This window comes from Citrobacter sp. Cpo012, from assembly GCF_030333015.1.
Taxonomy (GTDB): Bacteria; Pseudomonadota; Gammaproteobacteria; order Enterobacterales; family Enterobacteriaceae; genus Citrobacter; species Citrobacter portucalensis.
The window spans coordinates 37670-61693 of the sequence record NZ_JAOWGR010000043.1 but is presented as its reverse complement, the minus strand read 5'-3'; the positions used below and the strand labels follow the sequence as shown (position 1 = coordinate 61693).

The window sequence follows — 24024 nt, the reverse complement described above, 5'->3', positions numbered from 1 at the left end:
TGGTCCGGCTGAAAATTGCCGACGTGTTTCCGTAAGGCCGGGAGAGCCAGCATGGATGCTGGCTCAGGGCGCGCTTTGCAGGGACGCTTCCTCGCGCCCGGCCCGGTAGCCAGGAGGAATAAGCGGAGGGTATTGCGTAGCAACAATTTTCCCGCCGGGAGCCGGGATTGTAAAGGGCGTGGCGGAGAACGCCCTTTACACGTTCACGGGAATCCGTGTTTCAGAGAAACAATGAGCATGAGGTGAACGGAACTCTATTTCCGAGATAGCATGTTCTTTACCTCCGCCAGTTTACTGAAACTGAGGCGCTAACTGACTGGCATTACGGCTACATGGCCGCCTTATTTTTTTCCGAAAAGACTTCATGCCTGGTGTAATTTCTTTAGACTTCTTTACATTAGGTTAGGCAAAAAGTTTTTGATGTTTATATACTAAAGGTGAGCCTAACGCATCACAGGCTTGCTCGTCATACTTCAGTTTGTATTGGCGTTTTACAGGTCCGACCCTCGTCAGAATAAAGAGGAATACAGACGGCCTGGCTATTCAGAGTATGATAAAGAAAACAGGGGGCAAGGGATGTTGCTTAATAAAATGTGTGGTCGTCGGCTATCGGCAATCAGTTTGTGCCTGGCCGTAACATTCGCTCCACTGTTCAATGCTCAGGCCGATGAGCCTGAAATGATCCCTGGCGATAGCTCTGCGACCGTCAGTGAACAGCCAACAGCGTTATCGCAGCCGCAGGTTCAATCTTCTGCGACGGCCATCATGGCGGGTATTCAACCGCTGCCAGAAGGCGTGTCTGTCGATAAAGCCCGCGCCGAAATACACTCTCAGCTGCCAGCAGGTTATACGCCGGTTTACATGAGCCAGCTGGAACTGCTGTATGCCGCACGCGAAATGAAGCCGATGTGGGAAAATCGTGATGCGGTAAAGGCATTTCAGCAACAGTTAGCCGAGGTCGCAATTGCCGGCTTTCAGCCGCAGTTCACTACCTGGGTTGCACTTCTGACTGACCCGGCAGTAACCGGTCAGGCGAGAGACATCGTACTCTCTGATGCGATGATGGGGTATCTGCACTTTATCGCTAACATCCCTGTCAAAGGTAATCGCTGGCTTTACAGCGATAAGCCCTATGCGCTAACGACGCCGCCGATTTCCGTCATCAACCAGTGGCAGGTCGCACTGGATAACGGTCAACTGACTTCATTTGTGGCCAGCCTTGCGCCTCAACATCCGCAGTATGCAGCCATGCATGAATCACTGCTCAAGCTGGTGGGCGATACACGTCCCTGGCCACAGCTCACCAGTACAGCAACGCTGCGTCCGGGGGAGTGGAGTAATGACATCCCCGCGCTACGTGAAATTTTGCGTCGAACCGGGATGCTGGAGCCTGCCGTCAGTACGTCTGGCAAAGAAGGGCGTGGTACCTACGATCGTGAATTGGTTGATGCGGTAAAGCGTTTTCAGACGTGGCAGGGACTTGGCGCAGATGGCGCGATTGGCCCTGCGACGCGTGACTGGCTGAACGTGACGCCTGCTCAGCGTGCGGGCGTGCTGGCGTTAAATATTCAGCGCTTGCGCCTGCTGCCGAGTGAGCTGTCTACCGGTATCATGGTGAACATTCCTGCCTATTCGCTGGTTTATTATCAGAATGGCAATCAGGTGCTGGCCTCGCGCGTTATTGTCGGGCGTCCCGATCGTAAAACGCCGATGATGAGCAGTGCGCTAAATAACGTGGTCGTTAACCCACCGTGGAACGTTCCGCCGACGCTGGCACGTAAAGATATTCTGCCTAAGTTATGGAATGATCCGGGATATCTTGAACGTCACGGCTATACCGTAATGCGCGGCTGGAACAGTAAAGAGACGATAGATCCGTGGCAGGTTGACTGGGCGACCATCACTGCGTCCAATCTGCCGTTCCGCTTTCAGCAGGCTCCGGGTGCACGTAACTCGCTCGGACGCTATAAATTCAATATGCCGAGTTCGGACGCTATTTATCTGCACGATACGCCGAACCACAATCTGTTCCAGAAAGATACGCGGGCGTTAAGCTCCGGATGCGTGCGTGTGAACAAGGCATCTGAGCTGGCGAATATGCTGCTACAGGACGCGGGTTGGAATGATTCACGCATCTCGGATGCCCTGAAGCAAGGGGATACGCGGTATGTGAATATTCGCCAGAATATTCCGGTCAACCTCTACTATCTGACCGCATTTGTCGGCCCTGATGGGCGCACGCAGTATCGTACAGATATTTACAATTACGATCTGACAGCGCGATCCAGCGCACAAATTGTGTCAAAAGCCGAGCAATTAATCAGATAAATGAAGCAGTTCGAGGAAAATGATTGTCGTAAGTTATGCTGGAAACGGGGCAAAATGGCTGTGAGCCCCGTATTTCCTGGGGTTGGGAGCCTTGACGTGGACTACTTAGCCAGATAAGGTTTCCCGCGTGCGCTAGAGCATACATACGATAACATTGACCTTGTAGACCTTAATACCATGGACAAATTTGACGCTAATCGCCGCAAACTGCTGGCGCTTGGTGGTATTGCCCTCGGCGCTGCCATCTTGCCTACGCCTGCATTTGCAACACTCTCTACCCCACGTCCGCGTATATTGACTCTGAATAACCTGCATACCGGTGAGTCAATAAAAGCAGAGTTTTTTGATGGCAGGGGCTATATTCAGGACGAATTAGCAAAACTTAACCACTTTTTCCGTGATTTTCGGGCCAATAAAGTGAAATCCATTGACCCGGGACTGTTTGATCAACTCTTCCGTCTGCAGGGCCTGCTGGGCACGCGTAAACCCGTACAGCTGATCTCAGGCTATCGCTCTATCGATACCAATAATGAACTCCGTGCACGTAGCCGTGGTGTGGCCAAGAAAAGCTACCACACTAAAGGTCAGGCCATGGATTTCCATATTGAAGGCATTGCATTAAGTAATATTCGCAAAGCTGCGTTATCTATGCGCGCAGGTGGTGTAGGATACTACCCCAGCAGTAACTTTGTGCATATTGACACCGGCCCTGCACGGCACTGGTGATCCATAAGCTTAATGAAACAGGAGCTGTATGAACTATCGTATTATTCCGGTCACTGCCTTCGCCCAGAACTGCTCGCTAATCTGGTGTGAGCAGACTCGTCTGGCCGCGCTGGTCGATCCCGGCGGCGATGCCGAGAAAATCAAACAGGAAGTGGATGCCAGCGGTCTGACGCTAATGCAGATCCTGCTTACTCACGGTCATCTTGACCATGTTGGAGCGGCGGCTGAACTGGCACAGCATTATGGTGTACCGGTTATTGGCCCGGAAAAAGAAGATGAGTTCTGGTTACAGGGACTCCCTGCTCAGAGCCGCATGTTTGGCTTGGGAGATTGTGAGCCGCTGACGCCCGATCGCTGGTTGAATGAAGGTGACCGGATAAGCGTTGGCAACGTGACGTTACAGGTTCTGCATTGTCCGGGTCATACACCGGGACATGTGGTCTTCTTTGATGAGCAATCAAAATTACTGATTTCTGGTGATGTGATTTTCAAAGGCGGCGTAGGGCGCAGCGATTTCCCGCGCGGAGATCATAGCCAACTGATCGATTCGATTAAACGTAAACTTTTGCCGTTGGGCGATGATGTGACGTTTATTCCGGGTCATGGACCACTTTCTACGCTGGGTAACGAACGGCTACATAACCCGTTCCTGCAGGATGAAATGCCTGTCTGGTAATATCTCAGATAAACAAAAGGCCGCTATTGCGGCCTTTTTTGTGCGCGATAGATTACAGTACTGCGACAATCGCTTCGCACAGCGGCGCCATATTATCTGGCGTCATTCCTGCCACGTTTACGCGTCCGGAAGCGACGGCATAGACGCCAAACTCTTCACGCAGACGCAGAACCTGCTCTTTGGTCAGGCCGCTAAACGAGAACATGCCGTTCTGTTTGATGATAAAGCTGAAGTCGCGGTTTGCACCTTTCTCTTGCAACGTATTCACAAACAGTAAACGCATGCGCTGAATGCGCTGGCGCATATCAGTCAGTTCCTGTTCCCAGATAGCACGCAGCGCGTCGTTGCTCAGAATCGTGGCCACTACGGATGCACCGTGTGCTGGTGGGTTGGAATAGTTAGCGCGAATGGCTGATTTCATCTGGCTGAACGCACGGTCAACGGTTTCAGTATCGGCAGCAACCAGCGTACAGGCGCCTACACGCTCATTGTACAGTCCAAAGTTCTTGGAGTAGGAGCTGGCAACGATCAGCTCTTTGTGCAGAGCCGCAAATGCGCGCAGACCTTCTGCATCTTCTTCCAGGCCACGGGCAAAACCCTGGTATGCGAAGTCGAACAGCGGTAACCAACCTTTTTCGACAGACATCTGAGCCAGCGTTTGCCACTGTTCCAGCGTAGGATCGATGCCGGTAGGGTTATGGCAGCAGCCGTGGAATAGCACCACGTCGCCAGCCTGCGCTTCGCTGAGGCTTGCCAGCAGCGCATCAAAATCTAACGAGTGGTTTGCTGCATCGTAATAGTTGTATTCACAAACTTCCAGGCCTGCAGAGTTAAAGACGCTCTTATGGTTCGGCCAGCTTGGATTGCTCACCCATACGCGTTTAGCCGACGTATTTTTTGCCAGAAAATCAGCTGCCACACGCAGTGCACCAGTGCCGCCAGGGGTCTGTGCGGTACGTGCACGCTTATCGTTGATCAGCGAACTTTCTTTACCAAACAGTAATTCCTGAGTGCAGCGACCAAACTCTGGAATACCGTCAATGCCAAGGTAATTTTTGGTGGTTTCATTTTCCAGTATATATTGCTCGGCTTTTTTAACGCTGGTCAGCACCGGCGTTTTGCCTGTCTCATCTTTATATACACCGATCCCGAGGTTTATTTTTCCAGGGCGGTCATCGGCACGAAACAAATCAGCCAGACCCAAAATGGGGTCGGCAGGAGCGGCGGTAATGTTCTCAAACATGACGAGGTTCCATAGTGATTACAGAAGGGAAGTCCGCTATCAGGTTAACGGTAGATTTACAAAATGCCAACCGTTACTGACGAAAAGCTGAGGTGTTTTTTTAAGACGCAAGAATTCGCTAGCAGATATAAAAAAACAGGACCGAAGTCCTGTTTTATAGGCATTTAACAAAGAGGTCTGCTATTAGAACTGGTAAACGATACCGACTGCTACGGTGTCGTCAGAGTTCACGCCCAGTTTGTTATCAGAGTCGATCTGGTTGATCTGGTAGTCAACATAGGTGGACATGTTTTTGTTGAAGTAGTAGGTAGCGCCTACTTCAATGTAGTCAACCAGATCTTCGTTACCCACGCCTTCTACGTCTTTCGCTTTAGATTTGTTGTAGGAGAGGGATGGACGCAGACCGAAATCGAACTGGTACTGAGCGACAACAAAGAAATCTTCAGTTTTGTTGGCGAAGCCACTGTTTCCGGCACCTGAGATGCGAGTTGCGTTACGGGTTTCACCGTAGTTCGCTGCCAGGTAGATGTTGTTAGCATCGTATTTAACGCCAGTTGCCCACTGCTCAGCTTTTTTGCCGCCGTTAGCGTAGAAAGAGTTTTCCTGCGCGTTGGTACGGTCAGCTGCACCGTATGCACCGACGATACCGAAGCCATCCATTTCGTAGCTTACAGAACCGCCAACGCCGTCACCGTTAGAACGACCGGTATTGCCATCACGCTCGTTTTTACCCAGATACTGGATACCGAAGTTCAGGCCGTCAACCAGACCGAAGAAGTTAGAGTTACGGTAGGTTGCAACACCACCCACACGGCCAACGAAGAAGTTGTCGCTGTATGCGGTATCACCACCAAATTCTGGCAGCATATCGGTGTAACCCAGTGCATCGTAAACGATACCGTAGTTACGACCGTAGTCGAAAGAGCCCAGATCGGCATATTTCAGACCAGCAAATGCCAGACGGGTTTTGTTGCCGTTCTGAGCGTCGCTGCCGCCTTCAGAGTTATTACCGGCAAAGTTGTATTCCCACTGACCGTAACCGGACAGATCGGAATTAATCTGAGTTTCCCCTTTGAAACCAAGACGGGCATAAGTCTGATCGCCATCGTTGCCAGCGTTATCAGAAAAATAGTGCAGACCTACGGTTTTACCGTATACATCCAGCTTGTTGCCATCTTTGTTATAAACTTCTGCAGCGTTAGCTGCCCCGGCTACCAGCAGAGCAGGGATAACCACTGCCAGAATATTGCGCTTCATCATTATTTATTACCCTCATCGGTTTTTATATGACACCTGCCACTGCCGCCAATAAATTCCGTCAATCAAAATTTACGGAACTATTGATGAGAGTTTGGTGTCTTTATGTGTCTGACAGGCATCTTTCCATTCAAACTACCGTTTCGCTACCGTCAAAGTGCTACAAATATAAAGATTTGGTTTCAAAAAGAAAAAATATGTAACAAAATGTTATTTTTGTGCAACTTTGTGAACAGCGTCAAACTTCGGATGCCCCTGCGCTTAAAATTCTCGTTTTTATTTCTATTTATATGATTTTCTTATGTTTAATTTTGCTAAGGTCGTTTTTTATCCGTTATGCCGGAAAGTTCGGATTTTACAGGTAACGATTTTTGGACGTCTGGAGTGCCGTGCGAGAGGCTAAAAAATGTACTATTTAATCAGAAAATGCTAATCCACAATAAAATTGCTGATTATTTTTTGCGCAAATGTATTGCGATGAAATATTACGTAACAGGTGGAGGGGATTGAAAGGTTGTGTTTAACGTGAGATGGGTATCCAGATAACACGAAAAGGGTATAAAAAAGGCCAGCAATGCTGGCCTTTGAAACAATAACGCACGTTAGAAGGTGGCGTTACGTGGAGTACGCGGGAACGGAATAACATCACGGACGTTCTGTACGCCGGTGACGTAAGCGATCAGACGCTCGAAGCCCAATCCGAAGCCGGAATGCGGAACGGTACCGTAGCGACGCAGGTCGCGATACCACCAGTAATCCTCTTTGTTCAGACCCATTTCCAGCATACGGGCATCCAGCACGTCCAGGCGCTCTTCACGCTGAGAACCACCGATGATTTCACCGATTCCCGGGGCCAGTACGTCCATTGCAGCAACGGTTTTACCGTCTTCGTTAAGGCGCATATAAAACGCTTTGATATCTTTCGGGTAGTTTTTCACTACCACCGGCGCTTTAAAGTGCTCTTCAGCAAGGTAACGTTCATGCTCAGAAGACAGATCCACACCCCAGTAAACAGGGTTTTCGAACTGTTTACCGCATTTTTCCAGAATGCTTACCGCGTCGGTGTAATCCACCTGCGCGAAGTCAGCGTCAATGAAACGTTCCAGGCGTGAAATCGCGTCCTTGTCGACACGTTCAGCGAAGAATTTCATATCATCCGCACGCTCTGCCAGTACGGCTTTAAACGCGTACTTCAGCATCGCTTCAGCCAGGCCTGCAACATCATTCAGGTCAGCAAAAGCCACTTCTGGTTCCAGCATCCAGAACTCTGCCAGGTGACGACTGGTGTTAGAGTTTTCTGCACGGAACGTCGGGCCAAAAGTATAAATTTTAGACAGGGCGCAGGCGTAGGTTTCACCGTTCAGCTGACCGGAAACGGTCAGGAAGGCTTCTTTACCAAAGAAGTCTTTGTCGAAATCGACTTTGCCCTGATCGTTACGCGGCAGGTTTTCCAGATCCAGCGTAGAAACACGGAACATTTCACCGGCACCTTCCGTATCGGAAGCGGTGATCAACGGAGTCGATACCCAAAAGAAACCCTGCTCGTGGAAGAAACGATGCAGAGCTTGCGCCAGCGTATGACGTACACGCGCTACCGCACCAATCATGTTGGTACGCGGACGCATGTGCGCCACTTCACGCAGATACTCAATGCTGTGACGCTTGGCTGCCATTGGGTAAGTGTCAGGATCTTCAACCCAGCCCGTTACTTCAACCTCAGTGGCCTGAATTTCAAAGCTCTGTCCTTGTCCAGGAGATGCAACGACTTTACCCGTTACGATAACTGAACAACCCGTCGTCAGGCGCAGTACGTCCTGATTGTAATTGGGCAGAGAATTATTGATGACGGCCTGTACAGGATCAAAGCAGGAACCGTCATAAACGGCGAGGAAGGAGATGCCAGCTTTTGAATCTCGGCGGGTACGCACCCATCCGCGCACGGTGACTTCGCTGTCAACGGCTACGCGGCCCTGGAGTACGTCGGCTACAGGCACAACGCTCATAATATTCTCTCTGTTAATAGTCGGATATATAAACACATGTCCACCCGTAATGGGGGGATACCTATGTTACCTGGCATCTGCAATCAGACAAGCAGAATTCGTAGCTGGAGTGAAAGATTTCGGAAATAAACGCGAAAAAGGGAGCCAAAATGGCTCCCTGGAAGGCTTAACTGGCTTTTTTGATATGCGGGAGATCGAAGGCTTTGCGCAGTGCACGAACAAATGCTTTATCGTGGCAGATGGTTTTACCCGGGCTGTCAGATAACTTCGCCACCGGTTTGCCGTTACATTCCACCAGCTTGATCACAATATTGAGTGGCTTAACCTGCGGAATGTCGCATGTTAGCCGTGTCCCAATACCAAAACTCAACTGTACGCGGGAAGAGAAGTGGCGGTAGAGTTCAATCGCTTTTTTCAGATCGAGATTATCTGAGAAGACCAGCGTTTTGCTCAGCGGATCAATACCCAGTTTTTCATAATGAGCGATGGCTTTTTCACCCCATTCCACCGGATCGCCTGAGTCATGGCGTAACCCTTGGTAGCGGGTAGCGAACTCAACGCCAAAGTCGCGTAAAAATGCGTCCATGGTGATGCAATCGGTCAATGCAATGCCGAGTTGATCAGGGTATTCATTTAACCAGGCTGCCAGGGCTACGCGCTGGCTGGTGGCAAGTTCTGGACTGATTTGCTGATGAGCCTGGAACCACTCATGCGCCTGCGTACCCATTGGGGTTAATGACAGGCGGCGGGCCAGATCGTAGTTACTGGTGCCGACAAACCAGGGCTCTTGCTGCAGGCGTTTAACGATAGCCTGCTGTACTTCGCGCGAAAAACGACGACGCGTACCGAAATCCATCAAATGGAAGCGGGACATATCGACATCTTTCGTTAAAGCAGAGAATTCTACTAGTTTGCTTTCCAGCTCATCGAGTGCCTGCGGGACGCCTGATTCAGGTGAACGGTAACGGTGTACCAGTTCGCTAATCACCGCTAACAGCGGGACTTCCCACATGATCACTTCACGCCACGGACCGGTTAAGCGGATGTTTAGCTTGCCGTTATCATTGGTGACGCAAACCTGTTCCGGGTTATAGCGGAAATCACGTAACCAGGTGAGGTAATCAGCTTTAAAGAAAGGCAGGCCGGAGAGCCACTGGTACTCATCCTCCTGCAGTCGCAGGTGCTGCATAGCATTCACCTGCTCACGAATAGAATCGGCATAAATACCGAGCAGGTCATCGCCACGGCAACGAAATTCAGCCGCTACTTGTACATCATAGTAGTGGTGAAAAACGGCTTGCTGCATATGCAACTTATAAGCGTCTGTATCCAGCAGCGAGTGCAGAACAGGAGAAGCGAATTGTGTCATAGGTGCGCAGTAGCATCCTCTCACGGGAGCGTTTAGTACAATAAACAACTAAGAAAACCGCTGGAGTATACCCTGTTTAGCGATTTATTGAACCCCGATCACACCATAAGCTCTCTTTCTGGTCGAGGGCAATTCGTGCCACGTGTTATGAAAATGTAGCAAAAAGGGTGTTTGTGCCTGAAAAGATGAACATTCTGCGTAGCGCGATTTACGCAACAGGAATAGACTGAAGCCGAGACTCTATTAAAGATGCTAAAGGTTTTTTTATGACACAACAGCCACAAGCCAAATACCGTCACGACTATCGTGCGCCGGATTACCAGATTACTGATATTGACTTGACCTTTGACCTGGATGCTGAAAAAACCGTGGTCACCGCAGTGAGCCAGGCTGTCCGTCATGGCGCGTCCGATGTGCCCCTGCGCCTGAATGGCGAAGATCTGACCCTGGTGTCGATCCACGTGAACGACGAGCCGTGGACAGAGTATAAAGAAGAAGAGGGCGCTCTGGTCATTAGTCAGTTGCCGGAACGTTTTACGCTGCGTATCGTGAATGAAATTAGCCCAGCGGCCAATACCGCGCTGGAAGGGCTGTACAAGTCTAGCGAAGCGCTGTGCACCCAGTGTGAAGCGGAAGGGTTCCGCCATATTACCTGGTATCTGGACAGGCCTGATGTCCTGGCGCGTTTTACCACCAAAATTATCGCCGATAAAACCCAATATCCGTTCCTGCTCTCTAACGGCAACCGTGTGGCGCAGGGCGAACTGGAAAATGGTCGTCACTGGGTACAGTGGCAAGATCCGTTCCCGAAACCGTGCTATCTGTTTGCGTTGGTAGCCGGTGATTTCGACGTTCTGCGCGATACCTTTATCACCCGTTCCGGGCGTGAAGTGGCGCTGGAACTGTACGTCGATCGCGGCAACCTTGACCGCGCGCCGTGGGCGATGACCTCGCTGAAAAACTCCATGAAATGGGATGAAGAGCGCTTTGGCCTCGAGTATGACCTCGACATCTATATGATTGTCGCTGTGGATTTCTTCAACATGGGCGCGATGGAGAATAAAGGTCTGAACATCTTTAACTCCAAATATGTGCTGGCACGTACCGATACCGCCACCGACAAAGACTACCTCGATATTGAGCGCGTTATCGGTCATGAGTATTTTCACAACTGGACCGGCAACCGTGTGACCTGCCGTGACTGGTTCCAGTTGAGCCTGAAAGAAGGCTTAACCGTGTTCCGCGATCAAGAGTTCAGTTCCGATCTCGGCTCACGCGCGGTAAACCGCATCAGCAATGTGCGCACCATGCGTGGTCTGCAGTTTGCTGAAGATGCCAGCCCGATGGCGCATCCTATCCGTCCGGATATGGTCATTGAAATGAACAACTTCTATACCCTGACCGTGTACGAAAAGGGCGCTGAAGTCATTCGTATGATCCACACCCTGCTCGGTGAGGCTAACTTCCAGAAAGGGATGCAACTTTACTTTGAGCGTCATGACGGAAGTGCTGCAACCTGTGATGATTTCGTGCAGGCGATGGAAGATGCTTCTAACGTTGATCTCTCCCATTTCCGCCGCTGGTACAGTCAGTCCGGTACGCCGATTCTGACCGTGCGTGATGACTACAATCCGTCAACTGAGCAGTACACGCTGACGATCAGCCAGCGCACGCCGGCCACGCCGGATCAGGCCGAAAAACAGCCGCTGCATATTCCTTTCGCCCTCGAGTTGTATGACAACGAAGGGAAAGTGATCCCGCTACAAAAAGGCGGGCACCCGGTGAATTCTGTACTCAACGTCACCCAGGCAGAGCAGACGTTTGTCTTCGATAACGTCTACTTCCAGCCGGTTCCGGCGCTGCTGTGCGAATTCTCCGCGCCGGTAAAACTGGAATACAAATGGAGCGATCAGCAGCTGACCTTCCTGATGCGTCATGCGCGTAACGATTTCTCTCGTTGGGACGCGGCGCAAAGCCTGCTGGCGACCTATATTAAGCTTAACGTTGCTCGTCATCAGCAGGGACAACCGCTGTCGCTGCCGGTACACGTGGCTGATGCATTCCGCGCAATTTTACTGGATGAGAAAATCGATCCGGCGCTGGCGGCAGAGATCCTGACGCTGCCTTCAGTAAATGAAATAGCCGAACTGTTCGACATCATCGATCCGGTGGCGATAACCGAAGTACGCGAAGCGTTAACCCGCACGCTGGCGGCCGAGCTGGCGGATGAATTCCTCGCCATCTATAACGCTAATCATCTTGATGAGTACCGCGTTGAGCATGCCGATATTGGCAAGCGTACGCTGCGTAACGCCTGCCTGCGTTTCCTGGCCTTTGGCGAAACCCATCTGGCTGACACGCTGGTAAGCAAGCAGTATCGTGAAGCGAACAATATGACCGATGCGCTGGCGGCTCTATCCGCGGCAGTGGCGGCGCAGCTACCTTGTCGCGACGCGCTAATGCAGGAGTATGACGATAAGTGGCACCATGACGGTCTGGTGATGGACAAATGGTTTATCCTGCAATCCACCAGTCCGGCGAAAAACGTGCTGGAAACGGTACGCGGCCTGCTGAAGCATCGCTCTTTCAGTATGAGTAACCCGAACCGAATTCGTTCGCTGATCGGTGCCTTTGCGGGTAGCAACCCGGCGGCATTCCATGCGGAAGATGGTAGTGGATATCAGTTCCTGGTCGACATGTTGACTGAGCTTAATAGTCGTAACCCGCAGGTGGCGTCACGTCTGATTGAGCCGCTGATTCGCTTAAAACGTTATGATGCAAAACGTCAGGCGAAAATGCGTGCGGCGCTGGAACAGCTGAAAGGTCTGGAGAATCTCTCCGGCGATCTGTTCGAGAAGATTGACAAAGCGTTAGCCTGAAACGTTGACCTGTAGTTTAGTAGGCCGGATAAGGCGGTAACGCCGCCATCCGGCAAAAGGCCCGGTAAGCGCTACCGGGCCTGGTTTTCTGAGCGGTTATCCATGTCGAAGAATCGGTTGTTCCGTCTCGCCGCGTTTCATAACCCGGTTCAACACTTCCGCTTCCAGATCGGATAACCGTACCGATCCCAAACGGCGGGGGCGCTGAATATCCACCGTCAGATCCAACCCGATTTTTCCGTCCTCAATCAGCAACACGCGATCGGCCATTGCCACCGCTTCACTGACGTCATGAGTGACCAGCAGTACGGTAAAGCCGTGCTCTTGCCATAAAGAGACGATCAGAGCCTGCATTTCAAGGCGGGTTAGGGCATCCAGAGCGCCGAGGGGTTCATCCAGCAGCAGCAAACCGGGGCGATGAATTAATGCCCGTGCCAGGGCTACACGCTGTTTTTGTCCACCGGACAGCGCAGCCGGCCATTCGTGAGCACGACTCTCCAGCCCAACGGCGGCCAGCGCATCTCGGGCCGCATCGCGCCACTGACCTTTCAGACCCAGGCCCACATTATCGATAACCGTCTTCCATGGCAGCAGACGCGCATCCTGGAACATCATACGCGTATCATCCTGAATTTCCGCCAGTGGGGTGGTTCCGGCAAGTAATGCGCCTGAGGTCGGCGATTCCAGCCCTGCCAGCAGACGCAGCAACGTACTTTTACCACCGCCGCTGCGGCCAACCACGGCAACAAACTGTCCGGCCGGAATATGCAAATCTAATTGATTGAGCACTGTATTGGCGGCGTATTGTTTTGTCACGGCGCTCAGCAACAGCGGTGTACCCTGGTTCAGGCGAGCGGTATTCATACGGTAGCCTCCTTTACATGGTAAGCCGGATGCCAGCGTAGCCAGACTCGCTCCAGCAATTGGGCGCTGACGTCGGCAAGTTTGCCGAGCAGGGCGTAGAGAATAATGGCCACCACGACCACATCGGTTTGCAGAAATTCGCGGGCGTTCATCGCCAGGTAACCAATACCTGCATTGGCAGAAATAGTTTCCGCCACAATCAGCGTCAGCCACATCAGCCCGAGAGCAAAACGCACGCCGACCATAATCGAGGGCAGGGCGCCGGGGAGGATCACATGAACAAACAGTGAAAAGCCGGATAATCCATAGCTGCGCGCCATTTCTACCAGCCCACGATCGATACTACGGATCCCATGCCAGGTGTTGATGTAAATTGGGAACAGCGTGCCCAACGCCACGAGAAAGATCTTGGCGGATTCATCAATGCCGAACCACAAAATCACCAGCGGGATCAGCGCCAGATGCGGTACGTTACGCAGCATCTGCACCGAGGTATCCAGCAGGCGTTCTCCCCAACGCGAAAGACCGCTGATAAGTCCCAGTGTCAGGCCAATCGATCCACCGATGGAGAATCCGATCAGCGCGCGCCAGGAACTGATGGCCAGATGCTGCCAAAGCTCGCCGCTGGCGGAAAGCGTCCAGAAAGCTTCGATAACACCTTCCGGAGAGGGCAGAATGCGAGTGGACAGCCAGCCCATTGAAGATGCGAGCTGCCAGAGCGCCACCAAACCTACCGGTAAAAACCAGGGCGCGAGGCGTAATAACCACCTGTTTTTCGGCGTTGCCATTAGCCGCTCCTTAGCTTTGCGCGACTTTGCGCGGGATAAATTCGTTTGCCACCGCTTCACCTTGTTGTTGCAGGTATTGCGGCTGCGGAATTTCCGGTATAGCAACATCCAGATGCGGGAACAGCAGCTCGCCAACCTTGTATGCCTCTTCCAGATGTGGGTATCCGGACAACACAAAGCTGTCGATTCCCAGCGCGGCATACTCGTTGATACGCGCCGCGACAGTCGGACCATCTCCGACCAGCGCGGTACCCGCACCACCGCGTACCAGTCCAACGCCTGCCCACAGGTTCGGACTAATTTCCAGTTTGTCGCGTTTACCATTGTGCAGTGCAGCCATTCGCTGCTGACCAACCGAATCCGTTCTTGAGAAGGCGGCCTGGGCTTTGGCAATGGTGTCGTCATCAAGGTGGGCTATCAGACGATCCGCTGCCTGCCACGCCTCGTGGGTTGTCTCCCGTACGATCACATGCAGACGAATACCAAAGCGGATCTTGCGCCCGAGCGCCGCCGCTTTGGCTCGCACCTGTTCAATCTTCGCTTTCACCTGCTCAGGGGGCTCGCCCCAGGTCAGATAAAGATCAACCTGCTCGGCAGCAAGGTCTTGTGCGACATCAGACGAGCCGCCGAAATAAAGCGGTGGCTGGGGTTGTTGTACGGGAGGGAAAAACAGCTTCGCGCCGCGAACATGAATATGTTTGCCGTTGAAATCCACCGTTTCACCTTGCAGCAGTCGCCGCCAGACCTGAGTAAATTCAGCAGAGGCTTCATATCGTTCTGTGTGATCGAGGAACACGCCGTCGCCTGCCAGCTCCTGCGGATCGCTGCCGGTCACCAGGTTAAATAACGCCCGGCCATTTGAGAGTCTGTCGAGCGTCGCAGCCTGACGTGCGGCAACCGTTGGCGAGGTGACGCTTGGGCGCAGCGCGACCAGAAACTTTAATCTCTGGGTGACCGGGATCATCGAAGCGGCGACCAGCCAGGCATCTTCGCAAGAGCGACCGGTTGGGATCAGGACGCCGGTAAATCCAAGACGATCGGCCGTTTGCGCGATTTGTTGCAGATAACTGTGATCGACCGGGCGCGAACCTTCTTCCGTTCCAAGATAATGACCGTCACCGTGGGTGGGTAAAAACCAGAACATATTCAGACTCATAATTTTTCTCCTGCCTGCTGAGTGGGTTGCCAGATACGCTGGCGAATATCGATTTTTTTCGGCACCAAACGGTTGTCATAAAACAGATCGGCGGTTTGTTGTTGCAGGGCAGCAACAGAGGCGTTGACTGGCACAATGGTGGTTGGCGGACGGTGATCCAGATAAGACGCAATCACCGGTTCGGGCAGCCCCATGGTTTTGGCCAGCAGGGTAATGCTTTGCTGGCGCTGACTGAGCGTTAACGCATCGGCCTGGCTAAAGGTATCCAGTACGCCAAGTACAAAAGCGCCATTTTTCTCGGCATAAGGACGGGCGGCGAGATAAAACGAACCGGTTTGCTTGAGGTCTGAGCCGTCTTTCAGTACGCGTACATCACCTTGCAGTAACGCGGCGGAATAATAGGGATCCCAGATAGCCCACGCATCCACGTTTCCTTGCTGAAAGGCCGCTCGCGCATCGGCGGGAGTCAGATACGTCGGTTGAATATCGGTAAATTTCAGTCCGGCCTGTTGCAGCGCCCGGAGCAGTAAATTGTGGGCGCTGGAGCCTTTCTGGAAGGCGACTTTATGTCCTTTAAGCTGCGCGACGCTCTGGATCGGGCTATTTTTTGGCACCAGAATCACTTCGGCTTTCGGTTTGGGCGGCTCGACGCCCACGTAAACCAGATCGGCCCCGGCTGCCTGGGCGAAAATCGGCGGAATGTCACCGGTACTGCCGAGATCGATACTGCCGATATTGAGTGCTTCCAGCATTTGCGGTCCAGCCGGGAATTCGACCCACGAGATTTTAGTCTGCGGATAGCGTTTCTCGAGTAGCTGATGGCTTTTGGCCAGCACCATACTGACGCTTCCTTTCTGGTAACCAATACGCAGAGCATCGGGGGCCGATTCTGCGGCATGCCCCAGCGTTGACAGCGACAACAACCCGGTCAGTGCCAGCCATGACGTGTGACGCCTGAGAAAATCAAGCATGAGCGGCACCTCGCAGGGTGTTCAGTTGAGGAAGTTGGACATCGCGACGATGCAACGCCTGCCAGAAGGTATCGAGCGCACTGTCCAGACGCTGCTGAAGATTGGGCGTAAACTGAGGTTTATGCTGATAATCAATCACCTGTGAATCATCGGCAAACACACCGTGCAGGATCTCCTGGGCCTTTAATGCGCTCAGTACCGGTTTCAGCGCGTAATCGACGGCAAGTAAATGCGCCACGCTGCCGCCGGTCGCCAACGGCAAAACCACTTTCCCTTCCAGCGCCCGCTCGGGGAGTAGGTCGAGCAGGGTTTTCAGGGCGCCAGAGTAAGCGGCTTTATAGACTGGTGTTGCGACAATCAGCCCGTCTGCATCCTGCAATTGTTCGATAAATGTGTTCAGCGCCGGACTGTCGAAACGAGCATAGATTAGGTCTTCCGGGGCAAAATTGTGCAGGTTCCAGTGAAAGATTTCGACATCCTGACCGTGAAGTTTTTCTCGGGCATATTCCAGTAACGCACTGGATCGAGAGGGAAAGCGAGGGCTCCCCGCCAGAGTGATGACGCGCATAATTTCATTCTCCCCTTATAACTAATTGTTTGCTTTTGGTTAACATTGATAACAATTTGTGCAGTCTGGCAGAGAGGCTTTGTTTATCGAAATGATTTATACGGGATAGAAAAGTTGGAAATTGAATAAAAAGGCAGAGGCGAGGAAAACGATTGCTATTTATTGCCGCAGGTCAATTCCCTTTTTGCTCGCGATCGCACATAATACGCCCCCGGTTTGCACACCGGGAATCCAGGAGAGTTCATGTACTACCCCTTCGTTCGTAAAGCCCTTTTTCAGCTCGATCCAGAGCGCGCTCATGAATTGACATTCCAGCAATTACGTCGCATTACCGGCACACCGCTTGAAGCGCTTGTGCGCCAGAAAGTACCGGCAAAACCGGTTACCTGTATGGGGTTGACGTTTAAAAATCCGCTCGGGCTTGCTGCCGGACTGGATAAAGACGGGGAGTGCATTGATGCGCTCGGCGCGATGGGATTTGGTTCCATTGAGATTGGTACCGTGACGCCACGCCCTCAGCCGGGTAACGATAAACCGCGTCTGTTCCGTCTGGTCGATGCAGAAGGTTTGATCAACCGCATGGGGTTTAATAACCACGGGGTTGATAACCTGGTTGAGAACGTTAAAAAATCACATTTCGACGGTATTCTGGGTATTAATATTGGTAAGAACAAAGATACCCCAGTAGAGAACGGCAAAGATGACTATCTGATTTGTATGGAAAAAGTCTATGCTTATGCTGGCTATATCGCGATTAATATCTCTTCGCCGAATACGCCGGGATTACGTACGCTACAATACGGCGAGGCGCTGGACGATCTCCTGACGGCAATTAAAAATAAGCAAAACGATCTGCAAGCGATCCACCATAAATATGTTCCGGTGGCGGTAAAGATCGCGCCGGATCTTTCTGTGGAAGAACTGATCCAGGTCGCCGATAGTTTAGTTCGTCATAATATTGATGGCGTAATTGCGACTAACACCACCCTCGATCGTTCTCTTGTTCAGGGAATGAAAAATTGCGATCAAATGGGTGGTCTGAGCGGTCGACCGTTGCAATTAAAAAGTACAGAAATTATTCGCCAGTTGTCTCAGGAATTAAAAGGTCAGCTGCCGATTATTGGCGTTGGTGGTATCGACTCGGTGATTGCTGCACGTGAGAAAATAGCTGCTGGTGCAACCCTCGTACAGATTTATTCGGGCTTTATTTTTAAAGGTCCGCCGTTGATAAAAGAAATCGTCAGCAATATCTGAATGCTACCTTAATCACAAACCAGGGCTTTATTTCTAGCCCTGGTTGTTTTATATTCCTTTACTGTTGCTTATTTAAACATTCTGAGCTTTTATTATTAGGGCAATAAACGAAGCGGCAAAAGGATACTGTCGTAACGGTGATGATTAAGGAAAGGAGAGAAACTGATGCGAATTAAACCCGACGATAACTGGCGCTGGTATTATGATGAAGAGCACGATCGTATGATGCTCGATTTAGCCAATGGCATGTTATTCCGTTCGCGTTTTGCTCGTAAAATGCTCACTCCTGATGCATTTTCTCCGTCAGGTTTTTGTGTTGATGACGCCGCGCTTTATTTTTCCTTTGAAGAAAAATGTCGCTACCTGGATTTAGCCAAAGAACAAAAAGCGGAACTGGTGCTTAATGCGCTGGTGGCGATTCGTTATCTCAAACCGCAAATGCCAAAAAGCTGGCACTTTGTCGCACACGGTATTAACTGGTCGCCGGTCGTGGGTGACGCAGCCTGTGTTGATTTAAGCGATACCGATGAACAGGTAAACCTGTTAGTGGTTGAGCCGGGTGAAAACGCCGCGCTTTGCCTGCTTGCGCAACCTGGCGTGGTTATCGCCGGGCGTACGATGCAGCTTGGCGATGCGATTAAAATAATGAATGACAGACTGAAACCGCAGGCCGTTGTTGACAGTTTCAGCCTTGAGCAGGCGGTTTAGCTCTCCAGCCTGATTGCCGTTTTGGGAACACAGCTACAGCACAGAATCGTTCCGTCGTCCCCCATCGCTGATTTCTTCAACGGGCTAACTTCGCCTTCTACCAGTCGAATTCGACAGCATCCGCAAATGCCTGCCCGGCATGAATAGGGAACCCGGATACCCTGGTTTTCCAACTGCTCAAGCAATACCTGTTGATTATTTCCGCGAAAGGTCTGTCCCTGCCAGTCAATAAGCACCGTGGCATCAGGTTGTTGTTCGGGTGTAGTTTCGTCTGATTCAGCCGCGCCGTACGCTCTGGCGGGGCCGGTTGCCAAAATTTCTACCTCATCGCCGACGCGAATAACGCCACTGTTACGCGCGATAAGATTCTGACCGAAATCGACATCGCCGTTATCTATCGCAGTACGGAAGGTTTGCAATGTGGCAAGCGGTTCACCGGATGGATGTTTCTGGCCTTTTTCCGGGCTAACTGTCGTGAAAATACAGCGGCTACAGGGTTTTGCTACATCAAAAATGACGTAGCCAATACGAATCACTTTCCAGGTATCTTCTTCCCAGGCACCAGCTCCCGAAACCACTATATTGGGGCGAAACTGTTCCATTTTGACGCTTGCCGGACAGCGCTGTTGCAGATCGCGCAGGGATGCTTCGTTGGCCAGCAGATAAGGATAACCATCAGCGAAGGATAAAGGAACATCAACATGGCGTTTTACACGGCGCGTCAGCTGCGGTCCGACCCAGCGTAACTGCACTTCACGGGAGAAAAAGCCGCTAAGCCACTGGTTGATAGCCGCTGGCGCAATACGCGCGGTAAAATGGTTTCCCCATACTTCTGTTGGCGCATCCTGGGGAGCGAAGTCGGCAAATCGCACGAGCGCGCTGCTGCCATCTGGCGCTGTAAGATGCAGCCCATCGTGGAATGGGGAAGGCGTAAAACGGACCATTTGTGGGAACTGGCGGGCAGTTATGAACGTTCCGTCAGGTTCAGTGATCATAAATATGCGATCAAAGGCGAGACCGCTAATATCTGCCAGGGCATGCGTAAGCCCAATGCCGCGCATTGATTTAACCGGATGAATAAAAAGTCGGGTTAACGTGACCACTGTACAGCCCCTCGAATGAAAATAAGCCTTCAACTTTATGACATACAGCCCATATTAGCTATAATGCGCAGCAATTTTCTCGGAGTAAAAGTGACATTATGAATTCTCTGTTTGCCAGTACGGCCCGCGGGCTGGAAGAGCTGTTAAAAACTGAACTGGAAAACCTCGGCGCGCTGGAGTGTCAGGTCGTTCAGGGTGGGGTCCATTTTAAGGGCGACACGCGGCTTGTTTACCAGAGCCTGATGTGGAGCCGCCTGGCCTCGCGCATTATCCTGCCGATGGGAGAGTGCAAGGTCTACAGCGATCTTGATCTGTACCTCGGCGTTCAGGCAATCGACTGGACAGAGATATTTAACCCTGGTGCTACGTTTGCCGTCCATTTTAGCGGACTGAACGAGACCATTCGTAACAGCCAGTACGGCGCGCTGAAGGTCAAGGATGCGATTGTCGATGCCTTTACCCGCAAAAATATGCCGCGTCCGAATGTGGATCGTGAATCTCCGGATCTGCGCATCAACGTCTGGTTGAACAAAGATACTGCCAGCATTGCGCTCGATCTGAGCGGTGACGGTTTGCATCAGCGTGGCTATCGCGATCGCGCGGGTCAGGCACCGATTAAAGAGACGCTGGCCGCGGCAATTGTTATGCGTTCTGGCTGGCAGCCGGGAACCCCGTTACTCGATCCGATGTGTGGTTCCGGCACACTGCTGATTGAAGCGGCAATGTGGGCGACCGATCGCGCGCCGGGTCTGCACCGTGGATACTGGGGCTTCAGCGGTTGGGCGCAACACGACGAAGCTGTCTGGCAAGAAGTTAAAGCCGAAGCGCAGGTGCGTGCGCGTAAGGGACTGGCTGACTATACCTCGCATTTTTATGGATCCGATAGCGATGCGCGCGTGATTGAAAAAGCGCGTAGTAATGCTCGCCGCGCCGGTATCGCCGATCTGATGACATTTGACGTGAAAGATGTCGCCAAACTGAGCAATCCGCTGCCGAAAGGACCGTATGGGACGGTTATCAGTAACCCGCCTTACGGCGAACGTCTGGATAGCGAACCGGCGCTGATTGCCCTGCACAGCCTGCTGGGCCGTACGATGAAAAACCAGTTTGGCGGCTGGAATTTGTCGCTGTTCAGCGCCTCGCCGGATCTGCTCAGCAGCCTGCAATTACGTGCCGACAAGCAGTTCAAAGCGAAAAACGGCCCGCTGGATTGTGTGCAGAAGAATTATCACGTTGCAGAGACCACTGCGGACAGCAAGCCTGCCACGGTAGCGGAAGATTATGCCAACCGCCTGCGCAAGAATATTAAGAAGCTGGAAAAATGGGCGCGTCAGGAAGGCATTGAATGCTATCGCCTGTATGACGCTGACCTGCCGGAATACAACGTTGCAGTAGATCGTTACGGTGATTGGGTCGTGGTTCAGGAATACGCACCGCCGAAGACGGTCGATGCGCAAAAAGCACGTCAACGCTTGTTCGACATCATTGCCGCCACGCTGTCAGTACTGGAAATCGCGCCAAACAAACTGGTGCTGAAAACCCGTGAGCGTCAGAAAGGCAAGAATCAGTATCAGAAGATGAATGAGAAGGGTGAATTCATTGAGGTAAGCGAGTACAACGCGCGCCTGTGGGTGAACCTGACTGACTACCTTGATACGGGTTTATTCCTCGATCACCGTATTGCGCGCCGTATGTTGGGGCAGATGAGTAAAGGTAAGGACTTCCTCAACCTGTTTTCCTACACCGGTAGCGCCAGCGTACATGCAGGATTGGGCGGTGCGCGTAGCACCACGACGGTCGATATGTCGCGTACCTATCTGGAATGGGCGGAACGTAACCTGCGCCTGAACGGATTGAGCGGTCGCGCTCATCGTTTAATTCAGGCCGATTGCCTGGGCTGGCTGCGTGATGCGAATGAACAGTTTGATCTGATTTTCATCGATCCGCCGACGTTCTCTAACTCAAAACGTATGGAAGATTCGTTTGATGTGCAGCGCGATCATCTGGCGCTGATGAAAGATCTGAAACGTCTACTGCGTAAAGACGGCACGATCATGTTCTCCAACAACAAACGTGGGTTCCGTATGGATCTCGACGGTTTGGCTGAACTGGGATTGAAAGCACAAGAAATTACCCAAAAAACGCTTTCCCAGGATTTTGCCCGTAACCGTCAGATCCACAATTGCTGGCTGATTACCGCAGCCTGAAAGGATAAATAAATGTCATTGATCAGTATGCATGGTGCATGGCTGTCGTTCAGCGATGCGCCGCTTCTTGATAATGCAGAACTGCATATCGAAGATAACGAACGCGTCTGTCTGGTTGGCCGTAACGGCGCAGGTAAATCGACGCTGATGAAGATCCTGAACCGTGAGCAGGGGCTTGACGACGGGCGTATCATTTATGAGCAGGATCTGGTTGTGGCGCGTCTGCAACAGGATCCGCCGCGTAATGTTGAAGGCAGCGTGTATGATTTCGTTGCCGAGGGTATCGAAGAACAGGCCGAGTATCTCAAACGTTATCACGATATTTCGCGTCTGGTGATGACTGATCCGAGCGACAGAAATCTGAATGAGATGGCGCGGGTTCAGGAAATGCTCGATCATCACAATCTGTGGCAGCTCGAAAGCCGTATTAATGAAGTGCTGGAGCAGTTGGGGCTGGATCCAAACGCCGCACTTTCTTCGCTTTCAGGCGGTTGGCTGCGTAAAGCGGCGCTGGGCCGCGCGTTAGTGAGCAATCCGCGTGTACTGCTGCTGGATGAACCAACAAACCACCTGGATATTGAAACCATCGACTGGCTGGAAGGGTTCCTGAAATCCTTCAATGGGACAATCATCTTCATTTCCCATGACCGTTCATTTATACGAAATATGGCGACGCGTATCGTCGACCTCGATCGTGGCAAGCTGGTGACTTATCCGGGGAATTACGATCAGTATCTGCTGGAAAAAGAAGAAGCGCTGCGCGTAGAAGAGTTACAAAATGCAGAGTTTGACCGCAAGCTGGCGCAGGAAGAGGTCTGGATCCGTCAGGGGATCAAAGCGCGCCGTACCCGTAATGAAGGCCGCGTGCGCGCGCTGAAAGCGATGCGTCGCGAGCGTGGCGAACGTCGCGAAGTGATGGGCACGGCGAAGATGCAGGTCGAAGAGGCGAGCCGTTCAGGCAAGATTGTTTTCGAAATGGAGAACGTGGATTACCAGGTTGATGGAAAGCAACTGGTAAAAGATTTCTCAGCACAGGTACAGCGCAGCGACAAAATTGCGCTAATCGGACCGAACGGCTGCGGCAAAACAACGCTGCTGAAGCTGATGTTAGGCCAGCTTCAGGCTGACAGTGGACGCATTCACGTCGGCACCAAGCTGGAAGTGGCCTATTTCGATCAGCACCGCGCCGAACTGGATCCCGATAAAACCGTGATGGACAACCTGGCTGAAGGTAAGCAAGAGGTGATGGTTAACGGTAAACCTCGCCATGTGCTGGGTTATCTGCAGGACTTCCTGTTCCATCCGAAACGCGCGATGACGCCAGTGCGAGCGCTCTCTGGTGGGGAACGAAATCGCCTGCTGTTGGCGCGTCTTTTTCTGAAACCCAGCAATCTTTTGATTCTCGATGAACCAACGAACGATCTTGACGTCGAAACGCTGGAACTGCTTGAAGAACTAATTGATAGCTATCAGGGGACTGTACTGCTGGTAAGCCACGACCGTCAGTTTGTGGATAATACTGTAACTGAATGCTGGATCTTCGAGGGCGGTGGTAAAATTGGTCGTTATGTCGGCGGTTATCATGACGCGCGCAGCCAGCAATCTCAGTATGTGGCGTTTAAACAACCGGTCGCGAAAAAAACAGAGGAAGCTGTTGCTCCTAAAGCAGAAATTGTCAAACGTGGCACGAGCAAACTAAGCTATAAACTGCAGCGCGAACTGGAGCAGCTCCCCGCTCAGCTTGAAGAACTGGAAGCTAAACTGGAAAGACTACAAGCTCAGGTTGCTGACGCCGCTTTTTTCAGTCAGCCACATGAGCAAACACAGCAGGTATTAGCTAATCTGAACGAAGCGGAACAAGAACTTGAGCAAGCCTTTGAGCGCTGGGAGTATCTTGAGTCTTTGAAGAACGGCGCATAATTTA

Annotated in this window: 18 protein-coding genes; 8 read left to right on the top strand and 10 right to left on the bottom strand. The window is 51.9% G+C overall.

Annotation, left to right across the window (positions count from 1 at the left end; translation table 11 throughout):
• The first annotated feature begins 576 nt into the window (after positions 1-576).
• The 3 genes from ldtD to OGX90_RS20160 all read left to right on the top strand — a co-directional run bounded on the left by ldtD (position 577) and on the right by OGX90_RS20160 (position 3730).
• Positions 577-2328, top strand: coding sequence for a L,D-transpeptidase (ldtD, locus tag OGX90_RS20170; RefSeq protein WP_191238687.1), 1752 nt, complete (start codon positions 577-579; stop codon positions 2326-2328).
• Between the two features lie 177 nt (positions 2329-2505).
• Complete coding sequence (gene mepK / locus OGX90_RS20165) at positions 2506-3054, top strand: peptidoglycan L,D-endopeptidase MepK (RefSeq protein ID WP_003831948.1); 549 nt, start codon at positions 2506-2508, stop codon at positions 3052-3054.
• A 28-nt stretch (positions 3055-3082) separates the two neighbouring features.
• Positions 3083-3730, top strand: a complete 648-nt coding sequence (locus OGX90_RS20160) for an MBL fold metallo-hydrolase (protein WP_003831949.1) — start codon at positions 3083-3085, stop codon at positions 3728-3730.
• Positions 3731-3782: 52 nt separating this feature from the next.
• Here OGX90_RS20160 and aspC read toward each other — a convergent pair whose 3' ends face one another.
• The 4 genes from aspC to pncB all read right to left on the bottom strand — a co-directional run bounded on the left by aspC (position 3783) and on the right by pncB (position 9602).
• Positions 3783-4973, bottom strand: coding sequence for an aspartate transaminase (aspC, locus tag OGX90_RS20155; RefSeq protein ID WP_048235707.1), 1191 nt, complete (start codon positions 4971-4973; stop codon positions 3783-3785).
• A 183-nt stretch (positions 4974-5156) separates the two neighbouring features.
• A complete protein-coding gene (ompF, locus tag OGX90_RS20150) occupies positions 5157-6233 on the bottom strand; it encodes a porin OmpF (RefSeq protein ID WP_048235705.1) in 1077 nt (358 codons plus the stop codon).
• 599 nt (positions 6234-6832) lie between these two features.
• A complete protein-coding gene (gene asnS, locus OGX90_RS20145; protein ID WP_020996514.1) occupies positions 6833-8233 on the bottom strand; it encodes an asparagine--tRNA ligase in 1401 nt (466 codons plus the stop codon).
• A 166-nt stretch (positions 8234-8399) separates the two neighbouring features.
• Complete coding sequence (pncB, locus tag OGX90_RS20140) at positions 8400-9602, bottom strand: nicotinate phosphoribosyltransferase (RefSeq protein ID WP_003836860.1); 1203 nt, start codon at positions 9600-9602, stop codon at positions 8400-8402.
• A 266-nt stretch (positions 9603-9868) separates the two neighbouring features.
• Here pncB and pepN point away from each other — a divergent pair, with 266 nt between their 5' ends.
• Positions 9869-12481 (top strand): aminopeptidase N, encoded by a 2613-nt coding sequence (gene pepN / locus OGX90_RS20135; protein ID WP_286624579.1) that lies wholly within the window; start codon positions 9869-9871, stop codon positions 12479-12481.
• Between the two features lie 96 nt (positions 12482-12577).
• Here the strand turns inward: pepN and ssuB are convergent, their stop codons facing one another.
• From ssuB to ssuE, 5 genes are read right to left on the bottom strand one after another with little or no spacing between them, the layout of a single operon-like run.
• Positions 12578-13345, bottom strand: a complete 768-nt coding sequence (ssuB, locus tag OGX90_RS20130; RefSeq protein WP_286624577.1) for an aliphatic sulfonates ABC transporter ATP-binding protein — start codon at positions 13343-13345, stop codon at positions 12578-12580.
• Entirely contained in the window at positions 13342-14133 is a 792-nt protein-coding gene (gene ssuC, locus OGX90_RS20125; RefSeq protein WP_048235702.1) for an aliphatic sulfonate ABC transporter permease SsuC, read from the bottom strand. The genes ssuB and ssuC overlap by 4 nt, the downstream gene beginning before the upstream one ends.
• Positions 14134-14143: 10 nt before the next feature.
• Positions 14144-15289, bottom strand: coding sequence for an FMNH2-dependent alkanesulfonate monooxygenase (gene ssuD / locus OGX90_RS20120; RefSeq protein WP_008784276.1), 1146 nt, complete (start codon positions 15287-15289; stop codon positions 14144-14146).
• Positions 15286-16260 carry a sulfonate ABC transporter substrate-binding protein gene (locus tag OGX90_RS20115; RefSeq protein WP_048235698.1) on the bottom strand — a complete coding sequence of 325 codons (975 nt, stop codon included), beginning with the start codon at positions 16258-16260 and terminating at the stop codon, positions 15286-15288. The genes ssuD and OGX90_RS20115 overlap by 4 nt, the downstream gene beginning before the upstream one ends.
• Positions 16253-16828, bottom strand: a complete 576-nt coding sequence (ssuE, locus tag OGX90_RS20110) for an NADPH-dependent FMN reductase (RefSeq protein WP_153753391.1) — start codon at positions 16826-16828, stop codon at positions 16253-16255. The genes OGX90_RS20115 and ssuE overlap by 8 nt, the downstream gene beginning before the upstream one ends.
• Positions 16829-17071: 243 nt before the next feature.
• Here ssuE and pyrD point away from each other — a divergent pair, with 243 nt between their 5' ends.
• Both pyrD and zapC read left to right on the top strand, forming a co-directional pair.
• The gene (gene pyrD / locus OGX90_RS20105) at positions 17072-18082 is read left to right on the top strand and encodes a quinone-dependent dihydroorotate dehydrogenase (protein ID WP_003831973.1); all 1011 of its coding nucleotides are present in this window, start codon (positions 17072-17074) and stop codon (positions 18080-18082) included.
• Positions 18083-18247: 165 nt separating this feature from the next.
• Positions 18248-18790, top strand: coding sequence for a cell division protein ZapC (gene zapC / locus OGX90_RS20100; RefSeq protein ID WP_003035852.1), 543 nt, complete (start codon positions 18248-18250; stop codon positions 18788-18790).
• Here zapC and OGX90_RS20095 read toward each other — a convergent pair.
• On the bottom strand, positions 18787-19893 hold the full coding sequence (locus OGX90_RS20095; protein WP_286624574.1) for a YcbX family protein: 1107 nt from the start codon (positions 19891-19893) through the stop codon (positions 18787-18789). The genes zapC and OGX90_RS20095 overlap by 4 nt on opposite strands.
• Positions 19894-19991: 98 nt before the next feature.
• On the opposite strand from OGX90_RS20095, the gene rlmKL reads away from it, so the two are divergent.
• Both rlmKL and OGX90_RS20085 read left to right on the top strand, forming a co-directional pair.
• Positions 19992-22100 (top strand): bifunctional 23S rRNA (guanine(2069)-N(7))-methyltransferase RlmK/23S rRNA (guanine(2445)-N(2))-methyltransferase RlmL, encoded by a 2109-nt coding sequence (rlmKL, locus tag OGX90_RS20090; protein ID WP_003831977.1) that lies wholly within the window; start codon positions 19992-19994, stop codon positions 22098-22100.
• A gap of 12 nt (positions 22101-22112) precedes the next feature.
• Positions 22113-24020 (top strand): ABC transporter ATP-binding protein, encoded by a 1908-nt coding sequence (locus OGX90_RS20085; RefSeq protein WP_008784281.1) that lies wholly within the window; start codon positions 22113-22115, stop codon positions 24018-24020.
• The last annotated feature ends 4 nt before the right edge of the window (positions 24021-24024 follow it).

Excerpts from the sequence above, each read along its gene's own strand:
- ldtD (WP_191238687.1), top strand. The coding sequence starts at position 577 with ATGTTGCTTAATAAAATGTGTGGTCGTCGGCTATCGGCAATCAGTTTG.
- mepK (WP_003831948.1), top strand. The coding sequence starts at position 2,506 with ATGGACAAATTTGACGCTAATCGCCGCAAACTGCTGGCGCTTGGTGGT.
- OGX90_RS20160 (WP_003831949.1), top strand. The coding sequence starts at position 3,083 with ATGAACTATCGTATTATTCCGGTCACTGCCTTCGCCCAGAACTGCTCG.
- aspC (WP_048235707.1), bottom strand. The coding sequence starts at position 4,973 with ATGTTTGAGAACATTACCGCCGCTCCTGCCGACCCCATTTTGGGTCTG.
- ompF (WP_048235705.1), bottom strand. The coding sequence starts at position 6,233 with ATGATGAAGCGCAATATTCTGGCAGTGGTTATCCCTGCTCTGCTGGTA.
- asnS (WP_020996514.1), bottom strand. The coding sequence starts at position 8,233 with ATGAGCGTTGTGCCTGTAGCCGACGTACTCCAGGGCCGCGTAGCCGTT.
- pncB (WP_003836860.1), bottom strand. The coding sequence starts at position 9,602 with ATGACACAATTCGCTTCTCCTGTTCTGCACTCGCTGCTGGATACAGAC.
- pepN (WP_286624579.1), top strand. The coding sequence starts at position 9,869 with ATGACACAACAGCCACAAGCCAAATACCGTCACGACTATCGTGCGCCG.
- ssuB (WP_286624577.1), bottom strand. The coding sequence starts at position 13,345 with ATGAATACCGCTCGCCTGAACCAGGGTACACCGCTGTTGCTGAGCGCC.
- ssuC (WP_048235702.1), bottom strand. The coding sequence starts at position 14,133 with ATGGCAACGCCGAAAAACAGGTGGTTATTACGCCTCGCGCCCTGGTTT.
- ssuD (WP_008784276.1), bottom strand. The coding sequence starts at position 15,289 with ATGAGTCTGAATATGTTCTGGTTTTTACCCACCCACGGTGACGGTCAT.
- OGX90_RS20115 (WP_048235698.1), bottom strand. The coding sequence starts at position 16,260 with ATGCTTGATTTTCTCAGGCGTCACACGTCATGGCTGGCACTGACCGGG.
- ssuE (WP_153753391.1), bottom strand. The coding sequence starts at position 16,828 with ATGCGCGTCATCACTCTGGCGGGGAGCCCTCGCTTTCCCTCTCGATCC.
- pyrD (WP_003831973.1), top strand. The coding sequence starts at position 17,072 with ATGTACTACCCCTTCGTTCGTAAAGCCCTTTTTCAGCTCGATCCAGAG.
- zapC (WP_003035852.1), top strand. The coding sequence starts at position 18,248 with ATGCGAATTAAACCCGACGATAACTGGCGCTGGTATTATGATGAAGAG.
- rlmKL (WP_003831977.1), top strand. The coding sequence starts at position 19,992 with ATGAATTCTCTGTTTGCCAGTACGGCCCGCGGGCTGGAAGAGCTGTTA.
- OGX90_RS20085 (WP_008784281.1), top strand. The coding sequence starts at position 22,113 with ATGTCATTGATCAGTATGCATGGTGCATGGCTGTCGTTCAGCGATGCG.